Origin of the sequence: Paenibacillus physcomitrellae, assembly GCF_002240225.1 — a bacterium.
GTDB lineage: Bacteria > Bacillota > Bacilli > Paenibacillales > Paenibacillaceae > Fontibacillus > Fontibacillus physcomitrellae.
In genome coordinates, this window is record NZ_CP022584.1 from 3363838 (window position 1) to 3382872 (window position 19035).

Consider the following 19035-nt stretch of genomic DNA (forward strand, 5'->3'; position numbering starts at 1 on the left):
TGAAAAGGCAATTGAAAGGCAGTGCAAGGGTAATTCCTTGGCACTGCCTTTTTTAGTGCAGTAGAGGGTGTCCCCTCTCCCTGTTTGAGGATTAATAAAGCTGCTCTAATTTCCGCTGATTAATCTGGTAAACGTGGTCACTTAGCAGGTCAATATCCTCTTTATTGTGACTTGTCAGCAAAATAGTTTTCCCGGCCTTTTTGAAGTCAAGCAGCATCTGCCGAATGTTGGTTATACTGTCTTGATCCAAGCCGTTAAAGGGTTCATCAAGCAATAACACCTCCTGATTTTCCATGATAGCTTGCGCAATGGCTAGTTTTTGCTTCATCCCCAAGGAGTAATTTTTTACTTTCTGTTTCAGCTCAGGATCTAAACCGACCCGCCGCATCACTTCTTTAATGTCCTGGTCGGTGATCAAACGTTGAATATCGGCTAATTTTTTCAGGTTCTCAAATCCGGATTTGCTCGGGATATAACCTGGGCGATCAATAATAATGCCGAAGTTTTTAGGGAAGGTGGTTCGTTTTGTCCGATATTTGGGATCCATTTCGATGGTTCCTCCATCTGGTCTCATGAACCCGCAGATCATTTTGAATAATACCGATTTCCCGGACCCATTATGACCTATGATTCCATATATGCGGCCACTGTCGAATGAGGCGGCGGCCTGCTCAAAAAGCAGATTTCCTCTAAATGACTTGCTGATTTTTTCAAGCCGGATCAGTGACAAATTAGCTCTCTCCCTCATGAATTATTTTTTTGCTGCTGAACAAAAACGCAACGATCGATAGTTCTATCGTTATCCCTAAAAGCAGCTTTAAGCTTGTCATAAATAAATCCTTATGGTCTCCAGAAAGGAATCCTAAGCTGTTTAATCCTACCGGCAGGAATTGAGCGCTATTTATCATGCCTGTACCGACTAGAATACCCAACGTAGCCAGATTGGAAGAATTTTTGTTCCAGATCCAATGGACAATAAATACGATTAGCCAGTAGTTCAGCAGCTGCAACAAACCATTTACAAAGTACTGATAGACAAGCTGGTTAAGAGAGACCGCCGGTAAGGATGGAATTCTGGCCTCCAGGGCCAGCCCTTTTGCTAAGCCAATCAATAGAACGAGCAAAGCCAAAAAAACTAACATGAGACTTAAAAAAACAGTATTTCTAAAAAGCAGCTTGATAAACCAACGATAATAGGAACGGTAGCGTAACACCTGATAGTACATCAAACCGTTTGTAAATTCATTGAGCTGATATTGGAATAGATAGACGGCTCCGAAGAACACAAGACAATAAAATAAATAGAGGGTTAATGAGAACCCGTCCTTCGATAATCCGAAAAATTGGCCATAGAAATAGTCCCAAATGCTATCCAATGAGTCCGTTTGCCCAGCTGCCGACGACAACAGGCCAACCAAACACAGAAGGAAATAAGTCCAATAGGCTTTGGTTTCTTTGATCCAGGCAAAGATTTTGAATCGAAGCTTTGAAAGCCACACGATTAAATATAGACAGACTATTATTCCAACCAGGATAACGAATGGAAACACCCACGATGGAAAAACATAGACGGCTGAGGACAAAATCATGAGATTCTCCATTTTAAGCCAAGCCATCCAAGGGGGAATTATTCGGAAAGAGACCAATGCCCCGATAAAATAGACCACCGCCAGGATCGATAGACCCAAAGGGCGAGGGAACCATACGTAAAAGGAAGCCATGCTGACATGAACAGCCATAAAAAAGAGTCCGAGCAGCAGGCCCTGCAGTAGGCTTGCGTATAAAGGGTGCAAGCCAGTTTCCTGGAGGACGATGCTGTAATTACCGGGAATCCTATCTTCCATAGCATAACTGCTCCAAGTGCCTTCAAAAGGCGTCCCGCGGGCCACGAGTAAAACAATAATGCCCCATAGAATTTCAAACCACAAGAAACTCCTGGTGAATTTAACAAGTGTATAGGTCATCCACTGGTTATATCCTTTTACCCTAAGCAGAACTAAATAGTCCCATTCCCGCAATAATAAATAACAGGAATACATGAGTCCAACCGGAAGTAGAAAATAATAGATTAAAATATGATTATTGAATGACTGTATGATGAAGTCCCACTGATTGAACTCCACTCCATAGAATCTTGCCATTTGACTCAGCTCTCGCACGAGCAAGGCCTCATAAGGAAATAATACGATAATAATAACGATCCACTTCCATGAGAACCCTTCATTGAAATTAGCTTTCCAGTCCTTCATTGGATACGTTCCATTCGATTTGAAACTTTAAAATAACCCAGCAGGATTAAACAGATTGCAATTAAAACAGCCGTGGGCACGAATGAGGTCCAAATCGGCTGCTGCGCGTAATTAAAGGGAAACACTGCCTGGAAAAACTGGTATTTAACTAAGCCGAATGCCCCCATGAAGAAACTCTGGACCAGGTAGAAAGCAAAAGGAATAGATAGGGCAAGAAATGGACGGTCTACTAAGAGAACAAGTAAAAAGGCAAACGCTGCAAATAAAGCGGCATTCACGGCTACCCAAAGAGAATAAACCACTCCGTAGGTCAGGGAGCCGTATTTAAAGAGCTGGCTGAACGTGTTTTGATGAAGCGTATACTCTTTGGCCGTGGTGCCGTTCAAAGCAAAAAACGAAGGGTCATACTGAACCAAGCCGATTTGAGGTTCTATGTAGTAAGCGAAAACAAAGTAACCGAATATAAAAATAAAAAATATGCAGAAAGTCAGCATGAAATTGGCTGCGAACTTGATGCTCAATAGCTTCTTCAACGAAATTCTCAATCTTGTATAGACTATAAAACGATGGCTGACCTCTTGTGCAAATACCCCAGTGTAGACTAGCACTGAAAAAATGGCAAAAACAATGGGGACAAAGCTATCCAGGAAAAAGGTAAACACATCGTATTCACTACTAAAGGTATACTCGGAGTACCTGATCAGAAAATAAACCATCGGAAGAGCCATAAAAAACAGGCAGCTCAGCAGCCATCTGGCTGTGATAACATTTCTGATTTCATCAGATATGCTGTATTTATTAGGTATGATTATGCACCCTTTCAATCTCGTACAAGACTTGAGTTTTTCAAGATAAAGGGGAGTATGACAAAGGTTAATGTCATACTCCCCGTCATTGTGGTTAATTACTTCTCCACTTATACACGATATTTGTAGATTTTGTAGTTAATAGATTGGAACTAAAATGAAGCCGAAGATTATCCCCTACTCCTTGAGGAGCGCTTAACTGATATGTATTTCCACCTTTTACATCTCTTGTCCATGAACCATTGACTCCATTAGAGGTTCCGGAAGTTCCTTCCGTGCGAACATCAATTTCATACCCTTCGGTTGCATCCATCTGCAATCCAGCTTGTCCAATAGCAGCTTTGGTTTGAGTACTAGAATAAGCACTACCATTCCAACCAGGTAAAGACTTGGATTCTTGGGAACTCCAAGAACTTCCTGCAAATACGGTGCTACCCATAATCATCATGGATGCGGTTACAGATAGTATAAAGATTTTTTTCCTTGAAATGAAATTCATTTAAACAACTCCTTTATAATATATTAATTACAAAATTATCCTATCATATTATTGGTATTTTTGTAATAATTACCTATTGTTTATTGTATTTAGTAGAAATTATGAGATAAATGTTTTAAAAGAAAAGTGTATGGAATGTGTATGGAAATTATACCGAATTCGCTTATCTGTTAGGAGGGAAACAACCTGATGGCTGAAAGCAAAAGGCTTCATTTTTATATCGTTCCCGACCATATAGAATCATTCCTCTAATGCATAAGCACAAAAACAACTTCACCAGTCAAGGGGATAAGACTACTACAAGTTGTGACTTGGTTGTAGCTGAAGTTGATAGGAATGAGGTGGCTGAAGTGAACGGAGATCCATACCTCTTAAATCTGCAGATGTGTAGTGAAATTATTCACTTTTATTGCTGTTGATAGAACAACTATCTAAGGAAACGCTCAAAGGGATGGAGTCGGATATTCGTCGCCTTGCCTACCATCCCAGTGAAGGTGAACAACAGGAAGGGTAGATGAATTGGCACAGGGGATATTATCCAGGTTACTGGATTAAAGTCATAAAATAACAAACTTATGAATGCAGAACAAAACCACATGAGCACTGGCCCATGTGGTTTTGTTTGTCGTCCCTTATTTAAAATATAAACCTCACAAATCCATATACTTTTCCCGCAGCGTCTGGATGATTGCGCCCATCGTTTGACCCTTGAAGGCATCTGGAACAGGCTGCCCGCCCGGATGAGCATAGTAGAGGCTTTCCATGCCGTCCTGCTCCTCGGCTGTATAGCCCAGTCCGATCAGCTTGCTGCGCAGCTTTTCCGGCAGGCGGGCCAGTCCGGTATGCTCCCTGAAGTAGCCGGTGGGGGAGACCCGCACGTCTACGTCGCCGGGGCCGGTCCATACGAGCACGAGGTCACGGGAGGTGCGGACGATCCACTGGCCTTTGGAATGCAGGGCAATCCGGCATTGCTCCAGGCCGGCGATGGCGTCAAGATTGACGCCGAACACGGCATTGATGAGCTTGCGAAGCTCAGGGCCGCTGGTCCGGGCGTCTGCAGACAGCGATGCGAGCTGCTTGTCCAGGGCAGCGGATGGATCCAGTGGAGCGTGGGTTTGTGCAGGCGTCCGTTCCAGCGCTGCCGCTAGCTCAGGGTCTGCGTTCAGGACAGGAACCCGGTTAAGCTCAATGCCAAAGACGGCATACACGATGCGGAATAAGTCGGCGCTGCTGATGGCCTCTTTATAGGTCAGCAGCACTTTATCCATCAGCTCCGCTTTGCTCAGCTTGCTGATGGCTTCGTCGATTAGCTCCTTGGAGAGAGAGGTCTCTTGCTCCAGGCGCAGTGCTTCAGCGGCACGTTCCATTAGTGAATCCGGATAGATGAGCCCGTTTGATGTATCCGTCATGTACACGTTCTCCTCCTGTGTTTGAGTATGTATAATTTCTCCTACTTCTTCCGCTCCACATATTCGCTCTTCAAAATACCCATAACAATCATGTCCGCATACCGGCCCTGGATAAAATGTTTTTCTCTCAGCCGGCCTTCTTCCTTAAACCCACATTTCAAATAACAATGGTAGGCGCGTTGGTTAAAATCAAACACTTCGAGCTGCAGCCTGTGCAGGTTCATCCGGTTAAACGCAAACTCCTGCAGAAGTTTGATCGCTTGGCTTCCATACCCTTTGCCCAAGTGCTCCCGATTGCCGAGGACGATCCCCAGCCCGGCGGACCGGTTTTTCCAGTCCAGCTTGAACAGGTCGATCTGCCCAATGTATTCTTCAGTTTCTTTATGGGCGATGACAAATCCCCGCTGATGAACGTTGTTGTTGTCCAGCATAGCGTTTAGAAACTGCTCCGTTGCCTGCTCGGTATGAGGATATAAAAAAATATCGGACAGGTTGTCTACGATCTCCGGATCGTTGACCCAGTTTCTGATGTAAGGCAGATCGCTGCTTTGATATTCCCGTAAAATAATCGAGTCGCCAAGGATTCTCGGCATAGGGATCACTTCCTTTGTTTGAGATGCGCGGCATCCGCTTACCACGAAGCACAGGAAACAGATAACCTCATTATAAACTTCAGAGCCGGAGATGTTAATTAAAGGTTTTAGCCCCCGCACGCAAATCATCCGCAGCGGTCTCCCCGCTGCGCTGCACCGGGGAAAGCCGGTGGGGCCATACCGCAGCGGCGGATCATGCTGCACAGCAGTGAGTTGATATTGTTGTCATCCCTAGCAACTAAAATGGATATTTTTCCCGGGAACGGCGAAATTTATATGTGAATTGAAATTCTTAACCACCATCACCTTCTGAGGAGATTCAGGATTCAGGGCCTCCCATGTTGGAGGATCATATCATCCGGAATTTAGCAGAAGTTGAACCCTCTACTCGGGCAGCCTTTGCAAGATATGCTAAATCTCAGGATTTATGCTATGATAGAACATGTAACTATAAAAAAGTTTGTATATATTTATTTGTTAGTATTGAGGAAGGTGTTACCCATCATCTTATCGGATTCATTTATATCCTCCTAAAGACCCGGGTAAATAAAGAAGTATGACACTATAACTGTTAAAGGGGGACATCATTTTGGATGCGCAATTCCTGGATTTACTGGCCCAAAAATATGATTCCGAAGAGAAAGTCGTAACTGAAATCATCAACCTTGAAGCGATATCCCATCTCCCCAAGGGGACCGAACATTTTGTCAGTGATTTGCACGGAGAGTTCCAGGCCTTTCAGCATGTGCTTAGAAATGGATCGGGCACTGTAAAGGAAAAGATAAGAGATTTGTTCCGTGAGACATGGACAGAGAATGAGATTAATGACTTTGCTGCGCTGGTTTATTATCCGGAAGAGAAATTGCAGCTGGTCAAGGGCGACCTCAGCAACAAGCAGTCCCTGAACCAGTGGTATAGACAAACGATAGAGCATTTGATCAAGCTGATTTCTTACGCCTCCTCCAAGTATACGCGGTCCAAGCTGCGTAAGGCCTTGCCGGAGCAGTTTGTTTATATTATTGAAGAGCTTCTGTACAAGAACGAAACGATTAATAAGGAATCCTATTATGAGGAGATCTACCGGCAGATTATTTCTTTGGGCCAGGCAGACAAACTTATAGTAGGACTTGCCTATACAACCCAGCGTCTGGTGGTTGACCACCTGCATGTGGTGGGGGATATTTATGACCGCGGACCTGACCCGGATAAAATTATGGATACGCTGATTCATCATCACTCCGTGGATATTCAGTGGGGCAATCATGATGTGCTGTGGATCGGGGCATTTGCCGGTTCCTTGGTTTGCCTTGCGAATATTATCCGGATCTGTGCCAGATACGATAACCTGGATATTATAGAAGATGTATATGGAATCAATCTGCGTCCGCTGCTGAATCTAGCAGAGAAGTATTACGAGGACAATCCGGCTTTTAGACCCAAGCTGCAGGCCGATCACACGCTTTCCGAACAGGAAATCCTGCAGATCACCAAAATCCATCAAGCTATTGCCATGATTCAGTTCAAACTGGAAATCCCGATCATCAAGAGACGGCCGTACTTTAATATGTCTGACAGGCTTCTGCTTGAGAAAGTAGATTATGACCGCAACGAAATTACGCTTGGCGGAAAGACGTATCCTCTGGAAAATACCTGCTTCGCCACCGTAAATCCGCAGCAGCCGGAACAACTGCTGGAGGAAGAACAGCAGGTGATGGAGAAGCTTCTCTTTTCCGTTCAGCATTCCGAGAAGCTGGCCAGACATATGAAGTTCCTGATGAAGAAAGGCAGCCTTTATTTAAAATATAACGGAAACCTGCTCATACACGGCTGTATTCCATTGGATGAGGAAGGCAATATGGAAGAAATGCAGATCGAAGACAAAACCTATTCGGGACGCCAGCTGCTGGACGTCTTTGAGTCTCATTTGCGGTATGCCTTCGCGCATCCCGAGGAAACCGGTGATCTGTCAACGGACATGGTGTGGTATATCTGGACGGGCGAATGCTCTTCGCTTTTTGGAAAGAGGGAAATGACCACCTTTGAACGGTATTTCATTAAAGACAAAGAAGCCCATAAAGAGAGAAAGAACCCTTATTACCGGTTGCGTGAGAATGAAGAAATCTGCCGGAACATTCTGCTCGAATTCGACCTTGATCCTGATCATGGTCATATCATTAACGGACATACGCCTGTTAAGGAGATTCGCGGAGAAGATCCGATAAAAGCAAACGGCAAGATGATCGTCATTGACGGCGGTTTCTCCAAAGCTTATCAATCCACAACCGGGATCGCCGGATACACCTTGTTATATAATTCCTTCGGCATGCAGCTTGTAGCCCATCAGAAATTCAATTCCAAAGAGGATGTGCTGTGCAACGGAACGGATGTCTTGTCCGTCAAAAGATTGGTGGATAAGGAACTGGAGAGGAAAAAGGTCAGGGAGACCAATGTTGGTGAGAAATTGCTGCGTAAAATCTCAAATTTGAAGGATCTATTGGAGTATCGCTATATGCATTGATTTAATGGATGAAATGGAATAATGAAGTAACAAAGCCGAAAAGCCGCCAAAGGCGGCTTTTTCTAATGGGATTCGCGGACCTGATCCGCTAACTGCCTTATTTATTACTGCTTTACTGCATCATTGCGGGCTCTTGAACCTTGTTGTAGAAGCCGCCTAAAGCCACCAGGGTAGTTGGAGAAGCGGCCTCCAGCGGATAGTAGCCTTTCTTGACCATCCATTGCCAAACATCGTAAGCATGGTGGGAGCTCATTTGAAAAGCTTTCTCCAGGAAGCTGCGGATGTCCGGATTGCTCATCTCCATAGCCGCCCAGGCATACTCCCGTCCGGCACGTTTGAGGGTGAGCAGGTAAGCGGTCCCGATTTCCCGGTCGTTAAACTGCTGTACGGAAGTTCGGGGCATCACCGGCTGCAAAGTTGTACTTGGGGAAATGAAAGACGGCAGAACCGGATTGAGGTCCGGTACGGGAAGGGCCATAGACGCACCTTCTACCTGGCTGAGAAACTCGACCTTGATATTATAATCCCGGATATGAAGCGGGAAATGCTTCTGAAGCAAAGCTTGCAATTCCGGGTCTTGCGCCTGATTTATAAAGCAGGCCATATTAGTAATCGAATTGACACAGCTCATCGTAAGTTCGTTTAGTTCCTGGGCTTCGTGAACAGCCAATTGCATAATAAAGTTCCTCCGTTAAGGTAAAGGGTTGGGTTGCAGAGTTATTTTCCTGCAGATCCCTGATTTTTATGCAGCCCCATTCCCCATTCATACCCTGTTCTGAGCAGATGTTTGAGGTTTTTCTTCTGCACCAAATAATACGGAACGAGCTCCGCGCCCCAAGAGGCTTTGGACTTGGAAACCGAAGGGATATTCGCGCCGGCAAAGTCGAAATAAGCAAAGCCGTCCTGCGACAAATCCTCAAAGGCGTAGCTTTGAGACAGCTGGACTACCCCGCTTGTTATATATTCGCTTTTGCTTCCGGCCACCCAGCCTTGAGCCAGATGGGAGTTCAGAGCCAGCACCACGCTTGCGCTTACCGCCTTGCCGTCAGGCGCATAACAAACATAACAACGGAAAGCCTCGTCGCCAAGCAGGCTCCGGGCCAGTTCCAGATCTTCTACGGTCAGATGATGGTTGAAGCCCTTGCGATCCTCGGTTCCCCGGAGACAGTCCAGGACTTCGGCCATGTTTACGGATCTCTCCGTGCGGTAACCCTTAGCGGCTGCTTTTCTGATCTTCCCCCGGATTTCGGAGCTGGCTTCCTCCAGCTTAAAGGGCAGCTTCAAATAATAAGTGTACTTCATCCAAACGTGAAAGCCGCTCCAAATAAAAGGGCGCATGTCCGTGATTCCGGGCGGAAACACAATAGGGGCTGACCCCATATGGGCTTTCATTTCATGGATCAGCATCTCTGCTGTTTCTTGCCAGCGGCTGTTCAGCTTGTGGGGTTTCGATGCTGCGCCGGGATGAAAGGTAAACGGATGATAAGCATTCAGCGGCGGCAGAAACCACTTTCCTCTTTTCCCTTCAAAAAATAATCCCTCACTGTAATAATCCGAGTCTCCGTTCTGGAATTTCTGAATGGCGTACCGGCAGCCCCATTTGAGCCGGTTAAATTCCGCCCAGCCGGACAGGTATGATTCCGCTGAGCCGCAAGCGGCGATGCAGGTCTGTTCAGGGATGGAGGCTGATACTCCCACTTCTATCGGTTCCCCGCGACTGCCAGCCGGTTCCTCCAACCTTACGCCCATCCTTCCGTACACTCCACTCATTTTAAATATAGCTCCTGTTCTCGAATATTTGATTTCCTCAGCTTAAAGTCATGCTTGTCAGTCTACAAGGTATGCCCCGTTCTGCTTTTTTATGCCGTTACATAGGGTAAAGAGAGCCTTTACTAGGTTGGCGCGCACAGCTGGCACGATTTAGCCGAATGGAGGAATGGCTTGTGAAGAGGAAGATGATTACAAGGTCTGCTCTGGTGCTCTGTATTCTCTTATTGATCCTGAGTTTGCCAGTACCCAAACCGGATTCGGAGCCGGTGCTGAAGATCGCATCTGTACGCATAAATGTGAAAGATTACGGCGCCAAAGGCGACGGGGTAACCGACGATACGGCAGCGCTGCAGAAAATATTCAAGCGGGCTGCGGGAGGCGGCAGAATTTTATATTTTCCTAAAGGCACCTATTTGGTGGACAGCACCAAAGATTTGATCCTACCGGGAGGAACCGTAATGACCGGCGACGGAGCGGGTTCGGTGCTAAAAGCCAGTTCCCGTACTTTCGGCTGGGAGCTACTGCGGGCAGCGGGTTCGGATATTACGATCACTGGAATGACGCTAGACGGGAACCGCCAGGTCAACCGGGTGCTGGTCGTAGGCGGGGGGAGCAAGAGGGTTACTTTGTCCGGTCTAACGGTCGCCAATGCTTCTCAGAATAAGGATCCCGCCGGTGAAGGGTACGGCGAGGTGGTGTGCGGAATCGTCATTTACGGCAATACCCGGCAGGTGACCGTCAGCGGGGTTGAGGTTAAGAATATCAACGCGATCAACTCCCGCAGCGGCGATCCGGTGGCCAGAGGCATCTACGTGACTACCACCTGGGGATCGCAGGAGACGGTAGCCAAAGAAGTGACGATCAAGGGGTCCCATATTCACAACATCGGGCCAGCCGACGACGGAGACGGCATCTACTTCGAAGATTTAAGCTTGGAAAGCGGACGCGGGCAGGATTCATCCAGTGTGATTGCCGGCAATCAATTGGATCATATCGCCAAACGGGGCATTAAGATCTATGCGCAGGGCATCAAGGTGCAGGGCAATCATATTACCAACTCTTATTTGGGCAATAACGTCTATCAAAGCGGTTCCCATAAAGGCCGGACGGCGCCGGATATGTATTCGGCCATCAGTGTGTTCGCCAGCCATAATACCGTGGACGGCAACACTATTGACGGCATCGGCAGCTATTATGCGGCAGTAGAGGTTACATCAGACACGCCTGTCAGCCATATCACCATTACCAACAACAGCATCTCTATGGGAGTGCAGAGCCAAATGAAAGGCACCACAGCGATTCGGCTGGGAAGCCTGGAGGATTTTAATATAAGCGGAAATGCGATAACAGGCGGGGAAAAAGGGATTTGGACCTGGCAGAATGCCTCAGGAGGTGTCATCAGCGGCAATACGATTGTGGTGAAACAGGGTGGCGGCATCGACTTATCCAACTATTTGCCTGGATATGTGCAGCAGAACATTCGGGTGATGAACAATACAATGACTACAGGCACCTTCACAACCCGTCGGGCAGCTAGCAATCGAAATGTGGTCATCCAGTAGAACGGCACTTTATAGGCCTTTGGGCCTAGAATAGCTGCCGCTTTTTTTTAATAGAATCTAAGGAAAACAAGTTTTGGAAGCTGTCCTGACACCTTCTGATACGAAAGAATGGATGGATGATATGCTGCTGAATCAGGGTTTTTTCGTTATATCGATCGACTTTGAACTGTACTGGGGGCTGCGGGACATCATGCCGCCGGACAGGTACAAGCGAGAACTGTTACGAGAAAGAGAAATCATCCCCCGGGTGCTGAGATTGTTCCGTGAGCAAGGTATTCATGCTACTTGGGCAACCGTTGGCCTGCTGTTCCTCCGACATAGAGAAGAAATGAATGTTTATTTGCCGTCAAGACTGCCTGCCTATGCCGACCGTGCTCTTTCTCCTTATCCGGCTTTGTTCAGCCAAATGATAGGAGAGAATGAGACGCAGGACCCCTCCCACTATGGTTCATCTCTGATCCGGATGATTGCAGAGACACCCTATCAGCGTATCGGCACGCATACGTTTTCCCATTATTACTGCAAAGAAGCTGGACAAGACGCCGCTGATTTTACGGCAGATCTGCAGGCCGCCGTCCGGGTAGCCGAGCGGGATGAGTTTGCGCTGGAGAGCATTGTCTTCCCGAGGAACCAGTTAAGAGAGGACTATCTTCAGGAGCTTGGCAAGGCGGGGATCCGCTCCTACAGGGGCAACCCTGATCATCCGCTGTACCGGGATGGATACAGCCGCCATGATCCGCTGCCCAAACGGCTGCTGCGTCTGCTTGACACCTATCTCAATCTATCAGGCTACCATACTTATGTCCCTGGAACTGAACTTCTGAATCCGAAAGATTACGGCAGGGAGGGGGACATACCCCCGCTTAATCTGCCAGCCAGTCAATTCTTCCGATCCTATGCCCGAAGTTTGCGCCTGCTGGAGGCGCTCCGGTTCCGAAGGATTCGGAACGCCATGACTTACGCGGCCAAACACCGCAGAATCTATCATCTCTGGTGGCACCCCTATAATTTGGCAGATCCTGAAGGCCGGAACTTTAAGCTGCTGGAGCGAATTGTTTCCCACTATAAACACTTGGAGATAACCTACGGGATGAGAAGTGCAGGAATGGAGGAGTTGTGCGATTGGATTATGGGACAAGAGGAGGAAGGCAATTGAACGGTATTTTTCTTGGAAAAGCCCTAAGCAGGCACTATGTAGCTTTCGTAGTTACGATTGTGATCTGCGTCGGCTGCACCTTTCTGCTGAACCAGTTGATCAAGCCAAGCTATCAGGCGGAGGCCAGTCTGGTCGCCAACATAGGTTCTACCACGGATTCCGGAACCTACAATGAATTTCTGGCCAGCCAGATGCTGACCAAAACGTACGAGAAAGGGATTCAAAGCCGCTACATCGCAGATAAGGTAATCAGCAAGCTGGGCCTGAAACAATCCGCCTATGAACTGCTCAAAACGATTAGTGTCCGCACCGATCCCGGCACGCTGGTGATCATGCTGTATGCCAAAGCCGACGATCCCAAGCAGGCTGTGGCAGTGGCCAATGCGTTTGCCGACTCGTTTATTGCCGACTCCAAGCAGATCGTCCAGAACGCCAACGTCACGTTATTGGACGAGGCCGACCTGCAGCAAGCCTCTATCCCGGTCAGCCCCAAGAAGATATTTAACCTTGCTGTATCCGTCTTAATCGGACTATTTGCCGGCCTCAGCATTGCGGTGTGGCTGGAGAAGCGCCATGTGTCGCGCAAGAAGGAGAGACTCCGCAAGATCGGCGTAGAGCTGCCGGAGCTGTCTGCCTGACAGTTCGCTGACAGGATCATTCGCTGGTAGATTTGCTTGATTGGTTCAATGGAACAGAGTTGTTTAGATTTATGGATCAAGGAGGGGTTCGGGAAAATGATTCATTACGGTATCGCCGGCTGTGGTCATATTGCGGCTAAACATATCGAAGCTATCCGGCGCACGGAAGGCGCCGTGCTAACCGCCATATGTGACCCTGATGCGAAGCGGCTCCATGAGACCGCGGACAGTACGGGAGCTGCGGCTTACGCCACCTTGGGCGATATGCTGGCCCAGGAAACGAAGCTGGATGTCGTCTGCATCTGTACGCCCAGCGGTCTGCATGCCGAAATGGCCGTCATGGCGGCGCGGTCTGGCAAACACGTGGTGATTGAGAAGCCGCTCGCGCTGACGGTAGAGGACGGCGAATGGATCGTGAAGGCGGTTCGCCAAAGCGGGGTGAAGGCAGCGGTTGTGCATCCGAACCGCTACCGTCCTGCGGTCAGGGAGCTTAAAGCGGCGCTGGACCGCGGATTATTTGGCCGCCTGGGCCACGTCAGCGCCGTGGTCCGGTGGAACCGGGATCAGGCCTACTACGATCAGGCCGCCTGGAGAGGCACTAAAGCTATGGACGGCGGCGTGCTGATGAACCAGGCGATTCACAGCCTGGATCTGCTGCTGTGGCTGTTCGGCAGCGTGCGGCAGGTTACCGCAGTGGCGGAAACCCGTATCCGCCGGATGGAAGCCGAGGATACGGCGATAGCGCTGCTCCGTTTTGAGAACGGCGTCCTGGGTTCCGTAGAAGCGTCCACCACCCTTTACGGCGGCAATCTGGAGGAGTCGATCAGCGTATTCGGGGAAGACGGCTACGGGGTGATCGGCGGGAAGACTGCGAGCTGGATTCGCCACTGGCGCTGCAGCTCCATGAGTCCGGAAGAATCGGAGGCGCTCATCCGGCTGATCGAAGCCGATCCTTACGGGATCCCCGGCCATGAACAGATGATCCGGGATATGACGGCAGCGATCCGGGAGGACCGGGAGCCGTCCGTAACGGTTGAGGATGGACTGCGATCGGTACGGCTGGTGCAGGATATCCTGGATTCAGCCGACAAGCTGGCGGCAGAAATGGAAGGATAAAGAAATCACTTTAGTTGTTCAAAATGGGGGATAACGATGGTGCGGGAATCAGTCGAACAAGAGCGGCACAAGGAAGTGCTGCTCGCCAAATTCAGGAACAAAACGGCGGTCATCGGCGTCGTCGGGCTCGGCTATGTAGGGCTGCCGCTGGCGGTGGAGAAAGCCAAAGCGGGATTTCACGTCATCGGCTTTGACGTCCAGGCTGCCAAAATTGACATGGTCAACCAAGGGATGAACTATATCGGAGATATCGTGGATGACGATTTAAGGGAGATGGTGGCCGCAGGGCGGCTTCGGGCGACGGCTGACTATGCCTTCATCGCTGAGGTCGATGCGGTGGCGATCTGTGTGCCAACACCGCTGGATACTTATCAGCAGCCGGATACGAGTTACGTGGAGAATTCAGCGGCCGAAGCGGCCCGCTACCTCCATCCCGGCATGCTGGTTGTGCTGGAGAGCACCACTTATCCGGGAACTACGGAAGAGCTGGTCAAACCGGCGCTCGAACAATCCGGCCTGGTGTGCGGCGAAGACTTTTTCCTCGCTTATTCACCGGAAAGGGTAGACCCCGGCAACCGGTTGTTTAACACCAAGAACACGCCCAAGGTGGTCGGCGGCATGACCCCGGCCTGCTCGGAGGTTGCCGAAGCGCTGTACCGGACGGTTCTGGAAGGCAGCGTGCATGTGGTCTCAAGTCCTTCTGTCGCTGAAATGGAGAAAATCTATGAAAATACCTTCCGCCATATCAATATCGCCCTGGCTAACGAGATGGCGCTGTTATGCAGCCGGATGGGGATCAACGTGTGGGAAGTCATCGAGGCCGCGAAGACGAAGCCTTACGGCTTTATGGCCTTCTACCCGGGCCCGGGGCTTGGCGGACACTGCATCCCGATCGATCCGTTTTACCTGACCTGGAAAGCCCGCAAATATAACTTCCATACCCGTCTGATCGAACTGGCAGGTGAAATCAACCAGACTATGCCGGAGTTCGTGGTGCAGCGGATCGCCGAAATTCTCAACGAACGGAGAAAGCCGCTGCACGGCTCAACCGTTCATGTGCTTGGAGTGGCCTATAAGAAGGACATCGACGATTACCGCGAATCCCCGGCGCTCGACATTATCGGCCTGCTTGAAGCCAGGGGAGCGAATGTACGGGCCAGCGATACCCATATCCCGAGCTTCAAAAGGGACGGAGCGATTTACGAGTGCGTGCGGGTTACGGAGGAGCGGCTGGCGGAAGCCGACATTATTGTGATCACGACCGATCATTCGGGCTTCGATTACGGCATGCTTGCAGACAGCGAAGCGCCGCTGTTCGACACCCGCAATGCCTTCCAGGATAAGAAGAAACCGCAGCATTACTATTTGCTGTAAATCAAAGTTCGAAATGCTGGAGCGAAGGAGCGAGGGTATGGGAAATTATTTTTCACATCCGACAGCGGTGGTCGATGACGGGGCCGAGATCGGCGAAGGGACAAAAATATGGCATTACACCCACGTCTCCGCCCGGTCTGTGATCGGCCAAGGCTGCAGCCTGGGGCAGAACGTGTATGTGGCGGACCGGGTCACGATCGGCAGCGGAGTCAAAATTCAGAATAATGTGTCTGTCTATGAAGGAGTAGAGCTGGAGGATGACGTGTTCTGCGGTCCCAGCATGGTATTTACGAATGTGCGGACGCCGCGGGCCGCTTTCCCCCGGAACAGAAGCGAGGACTACCACCGGACACTCGTCAAAAAAGGGGCCACCATCGGCGCCAACGCCACCGTGGTATGCGGCGTTACGATCGGCGAATGGGCGTTTATCGCCGCCGGAGCGGTCGTTACCCGCGATGTTCCGGCTTACGCCTGCGTCGCCGGGGTTCCGGCCAGGCGGATCGGATGGGCGTGCAAATGCGGAGGCCGGTTAGCATTCGAGCTTGAGGAAGCGTGCTGCCCGGACTGCGGCCGGAGGTACGTAAGGGAAGACGGCCGTTTCGTTAAATTAAGGGAGGAATAGATATGGAAACTCGGCGGGTAAGCCGTGAACGGATTCCGGTGCTTGATCTGAACCGGGAGGTTCGGGAACTGAAACCCCGGATTCTGCAGGCGGTCGAGGACATTTTGGATAAAGGTGTCTTTATTATGGGCGAGCAGGTGAAGCGGCTGGAGCAGGAGTGCGCTGCCGAACTGGACGCTGCTTATGCGGTTGCGCTGAACTCGGGCACCGACGCGCTGATGATTGCGCTGCTGGCAGCCGGGATTGGACCGGGAGACGAGGTAATTACAACCCCGTTTACGTTCTTCGCCACAGCCGAGGCGATCAGTCGGGTCGGAGCCGAGCCGGTATTCGTAGATGTGGATCGGGACACGTTTAACCTGGATCTGACGCAGCTGGAGCAGGCCGTTACGCCGCGGACAAAAGCGGTGATCCCCGTGCATTTGTTCGGACAAACGGCCGACATGAAGGGACTTATGGCGATTGCGGACGCTCGCGGGCTGATCGTTATTGAAGATGCCGCGCAGGCGTTTGGAGCAGAGCATCTGGGTCGGAAGGCCGGCACGATCGGTCATATGGGATGTTTCTCTTTCTTCCCTTCCAAGAACCTTGGTGCGTACGGGGACGGCGGGCTGCTGGTCACGAACGATGCCGACCTGGCGGAGAAAGCCAGAATGCTGCGGGCCCACGGCTCGCGGATCAAATATTACAACGAAATGATCGGACTCAATTCCAGGCTGGACGAAATGCAGGCAGCTATCCTCCGGGTCAAGCTGCCGTATGCTGCAGAATGGAACGAACGCCGCCGCCGCGCGGCTGCTCTATACAACGAACTGCTCAGCGATATTCCCGAGCTGCAGTGCCCGGCCTGCGCGCCTGGCATGAAGCATGTGTACCACCAATATACGCTGCGGGTGAGTAAGGGCTTGAGAGACAGCCTGCAGGCGGCTTTGGATGAAGCAGGCATCAGCACGGCTGTTTATTACCCGGTTCCTGTACACCGGCTGCCGGTCTATGCTTCGATAAAGGTTTCCCTGCCTGCTGCCGAACAGCTGGCGGACGAAGTGCTGTCGCTGCCGATCGGCCCTTATCTGGATGCGGAGACCCAGCTGTTTATTGCCGGGAAGATCGCGGAACATTTCCGCTAACCCCCTATGGCCGACCGTCCGAACTTCCGTATGACTGACCGGCAGTTTGCCCGAAAGATCGTCCGAAGGAGTGCTCAAAGGTTCGCCGGAATAACGGCGCTAATGACCGGATGTATGCCCGCGGGCCTCACCGCTTCCCTGAAACGGCTGCTGATTGACCGTTTTGCCCGGAATGTCGCTGTGCTGGCCGGGGGCACGCTGCTTAGTCAAATTTTGATCTTTGCCGCACTGCCGCTGCTTACCCGGCTCTATACCCCCCAGGAATACGGTACCTACTCCATGTATTTATCCATCATCGGCATGCTCTTAATGCTTGTATCCTGTGCGTACGAATATGCGATTACGCTGCCGGAGGACGACAGGTCAGCTTCGGAAATCGTCCGTTTGTGCTTGCTGATTTGCATATCCGTATGCGTTCTGGTGCTGGTCGTCATGGTGGTGCTCCGGCGGCCGCTCGGCCGCTGGCTGAATGAGCCGGATCTGCCGAATTATTTTGTGCTGTTTGCTGTTAGCTTGCTGGCCTCCGGTTTCTATCAGATCTTGAGCACCTGGTCTGTGCGCAAGCAGCATTTTCGCCGGCTCTCCCGCACCAAATACACGCAGAGCATCGGTCAGATCGGCGGCCAGCTTGCGTTCAGCCTGCTTCACATAGGCCCTGTGGGACTAATTGCCGGAGACATTGTAGGCCGTTCGGGAGGGCTGCTGCCGCTTTGGCACCAGTGGCGCAAGGACAATGCCGCTTCACGGGGAACAGACCCGGAAAAGCGGCAGGCCGGCGGGCCCGCCTCCGTACAGATTTCCGGACAAACTGTTGATTCGCAAGCGGCTTTAAAGAGAGCCGGGGCTGCGGCGTTTATACAAAGGCGCTTAGGCTGGAGCAGCCTCAAAGAGGTGGCCTGGCGGTATCGCCGTTTCCCCCAATTGTCACTGGCATCCAATGTGCTGAACAGCATTGGGATTTATCTGCCGACCGTATTGCTGGCTGCTTTCTATGGAACATCGGCTGCAGGTCTGTTCGCGCTGGGTCAGCGTATTCTCGGCGCGCCGATGACGCTGCTGGTCAGCGCTGTCCGCAGCGTTTATCTGGCGGAATCGTCGGAATATATGCAGAAGGATCCATCCAGACTGGCGCCGCTCTTCAGGCGGACGGTGCTCCAGATGCTCGTTGCCGGAGCGGCGATCCTCATTTTAATTGTGGGAATAGCTCCGCTTGTGTTTGCTCCTCTGTTCGGGGACGAGTGGAGCGGCTCTGCCGGTTATATCCGGTTGATGTCTATCATGTACCTGGGCCAGTTCGTCGCCAATGCGGTCGGAACGACGATCGATGTGATGGAGCGCCAGGATCTGCACCTGCTGCGCGAGATCATCCGGACGGCCATGATTCTCGGAGCCATTCTGGGGGCCCGTTACAGCGGGCAGGATGCAGGCACGGCCGTGCTTCTCTTCAGCGCTGCTTCTACTGCGGGTTATGTCCTGCATTTAGCCTTGTCCTGGTGGTCGATCTGCAAATATGGAGTCATAACGGAGCCTGCGAAACCCGAAGAAAGTCTGCCCGGTGGCCCGATCGAAAGCTTGCAGGGCGGCGATTAAGAGAAT

General features: G+C 50.6%; 17 protein-coding genes. 9 read left to right on the top strand and 8 right to left on the bottom strand.

Features of this window, described 5'->3' with window-relative positions; genetic code table 11:
* Window positions 1-91: 91 nt before the first annotated feature.
* The 6 genes from CBE73_RS15215 to CBE73_RS15240 form a co-directional block, all read right to left on the bottom strand.
* Complete coding sequence (locus CBE73_RS15215; protein ID WP_094094931.1) at window positions 92-730, bottom strand: ATP-binding cassette domain-containing protein; 639 nt, start codon at window positions 728-730, stop codon at window positions 92-94.
* 1 nt (window position 731) lies between these two features.
* The gene (locus CBE73_RS15220; protein WP_094094932.1) at window positions 732-2249 is read right to left on the bottom strand and encodes a hypothetical protein; all 1518 of its coding nucleotides are present in this window, start codon (window positions 2247-2249) and stop codon (window positions 732-734) included.
* Complete coding sequence (locus CBE73_RS15225) at window positions 2246-2977, bottom strand: hypothetical protein (RefSeq protein WP_094094933.1); 732 nt, start codon at window positions 2975-2977, stop codon at window positions 2246-2248. The genes CBE73_RS15220 and CBE73_RS15225 overlap by 4 nt, the downstream gene beginning before the upstream one ends.
* A 172-nt stretch (window positions 2978-3149) precedes the next feature.
* Window positions 3150-3554: a hypothetical protein gene (locus tag CBE73_RS21965; protein WP_157739589.1), complete on the bottom strand. Its 405-nt coding sequence runs from the start codon at window positions 3552-3554 to the stop codon at window positions 3150-3152.
* Between the two features lie 650 nt (window positions 3555-4204).
* Window positions 4205-4963: a hypothetical protein gene (locus tag CBE73_RS15235; RefSeq protein WP_094094935.1), complete on the bottom strand. Its 759-nt coding sequence runs from the start codon at window positions 4961-4963 to the stop codon at window positions 4205-4207.
* A gap of 41 nt (window positions 4964-5004) precedes the next feature.
* A complete protein-coding gene (locus tag CBE73_RS15240) occupies window positions 5005-5556 on the bottom strand; it encodes a GNAT family N-acetyltransferase (protein WP_094094936.1) in 552 nt (183 codons plus the stop codon).
* A gap of 589 nt (window positions 5557-6145) precedes the next feature.
* Here CBE73_RS15240 and CBE73_RS15245 point away from each other — a divergent pair.
* Complete coding sequence (locus CBE73_RS15245) at window positions 6146-8074, top strand: fructose-1,6-bisphosphatase (RefSeq protein WP_094094937.1); 1929 nt, start codon at window positions 6146-6148, stop codon at window positions 8072-8074.
* 112 nt (window positions 8075-8186) lie between these two features.
* Here CBE73_RS15245 and CBE73_RS15250 read toward each other — a convergent pair whose 3' ends face one another.
* Window positions 8187-8750 (bottom strand): spore coat protein, encoded by a 564-nt coding sequence (locus CBE73_RS15250; RefSeq protein WP_094094938.1) that lies wholly within the window; start codon window positions 8748-8750, stop codon window positions 8187-8189.
* 41 nt (window positions 8751-8791) lie between these two features.
* The gene (locus tag CBE73_RS15255; protein ID WP_094094939.1) at window positions 8792-9844 is read right to left on the bottom strand and encodes a GNAT family N-acetyltransferase; all 1053 of its coding nucleotides are present in this window, start codon (window positions 9842-9844) and stop codon (window positions 8792-8794) included.
* A 173-nt stretch (window positions 9845-10017) separates the two neighbouring features.
* Here CBE73_RS15255 and CBE73_RS15260 point away from each other — a divergent pair, with 173 nt between their 5' ends.
* The 8 genes from CBE73_RS15260 to CBE73_RS15295 all read left to right on the top strand — a co-directional run bounded on the left by CBE73_RS15260 (window position 10018) and on the right by CBE73_RS15295 (window position 19029).
* Complete coding sequence (locus CBE73_RS15260) at window positions 10018-11406, top strand: glycosyl hydrolase family 28-related protein (protein ID WP_174704743.1); 1389 nt, start codon at window positions 10018-10020, stop codon at window positions 11404-11406.
* A gap of 73 nt (window positions 11407-11479) precedes the next feature.
* A complete protein-coding gene (locus CBE73_RS15265) occupies window positions 11480-12562 on the top strand; it encodes a polysaccharide deacetylase family protein (RefSeq protein ID WP_094094941.1) in 1083 nt (360 codons plus the stop codon).
* Window positions 12559-13200 (top strand): YveK family protein, encoded by a 642-nt coding sequence (locus CBE73_RS15270; protein WP_174704744.1) that lies wholly within the window; start codon window positions 12559-12561, stop codon window positions 13198-13200. The genes CBE73_RS15265 and CBE73_RS15270 overlap by 4 nt, the downstream gene beginning before the upstream one ends.
* A gap of 96 nt (window positions 13201-13296) precedes the next feature.
* On the top strand, window positions 13297-14316 hold the full coding sequence (locus tag CBE73_RS15275; protein ID WP_094094943.1) for a Gfo/Idh/MocA family protein: 1020 nt from the start codon (window positions 13297-13299) through the stop codon (window positions 14314-14316).
* A 36-nt stretch (window positions 14317-14352) separates the two neighbouring features.
* On the top strand, window positions 14353-15690 hold the full coding sequence (locus tag CBE73_RS15280; protein ID WP_094094944.1) for a nucleotide sugar dehydrogenase: 1338 nt from the start codon (window positions 14353-14355) through the stop codon (window positions 15688-15690).
* A 37-nt stretch (window positions 15691-15727) separates the two neighbouring features.
* Window positions 15728-16312 carry an acyltransferase gene (locus tag CBE73_RS15285; protein WP_094094945.1) on the top strand — a complete coding sequence of 195 codons (585 nt, stop codon included), beginning with the start codon at window positions 15728-15730 and terminating at the stop codon, window positions 16310-16312.
* A 2-nt stretch (window positions 16313-16314) separates the two neighbouring features.
* On the top strand, window positions 16315-17439 hold the full coding sequence (locus CBE73_RS15290) for a DegT/DnrJ/EryC1/StrS family aminotransferase (protein WP_094094946.1): 1125 nt from the start codon (window positions 16315-16317) through the stop codon (window positions 17437-17439).
* Window positions 17440-17445: 6 nt separating this feature from the next.
* On the top strand, window positions 17446-19029 hold the full coding sequence (locus tag CBE73_RS15295) for a lipopolysaccharide biosynthesis protein (RefSeq protein ID WP_094094947.1): 1584 nt from the start codon (window positions 17446-17448) through the stop codon (window positions 19027-19029).
* Window positions 19030-19035 lie beyond the last annotated feature (6 nt).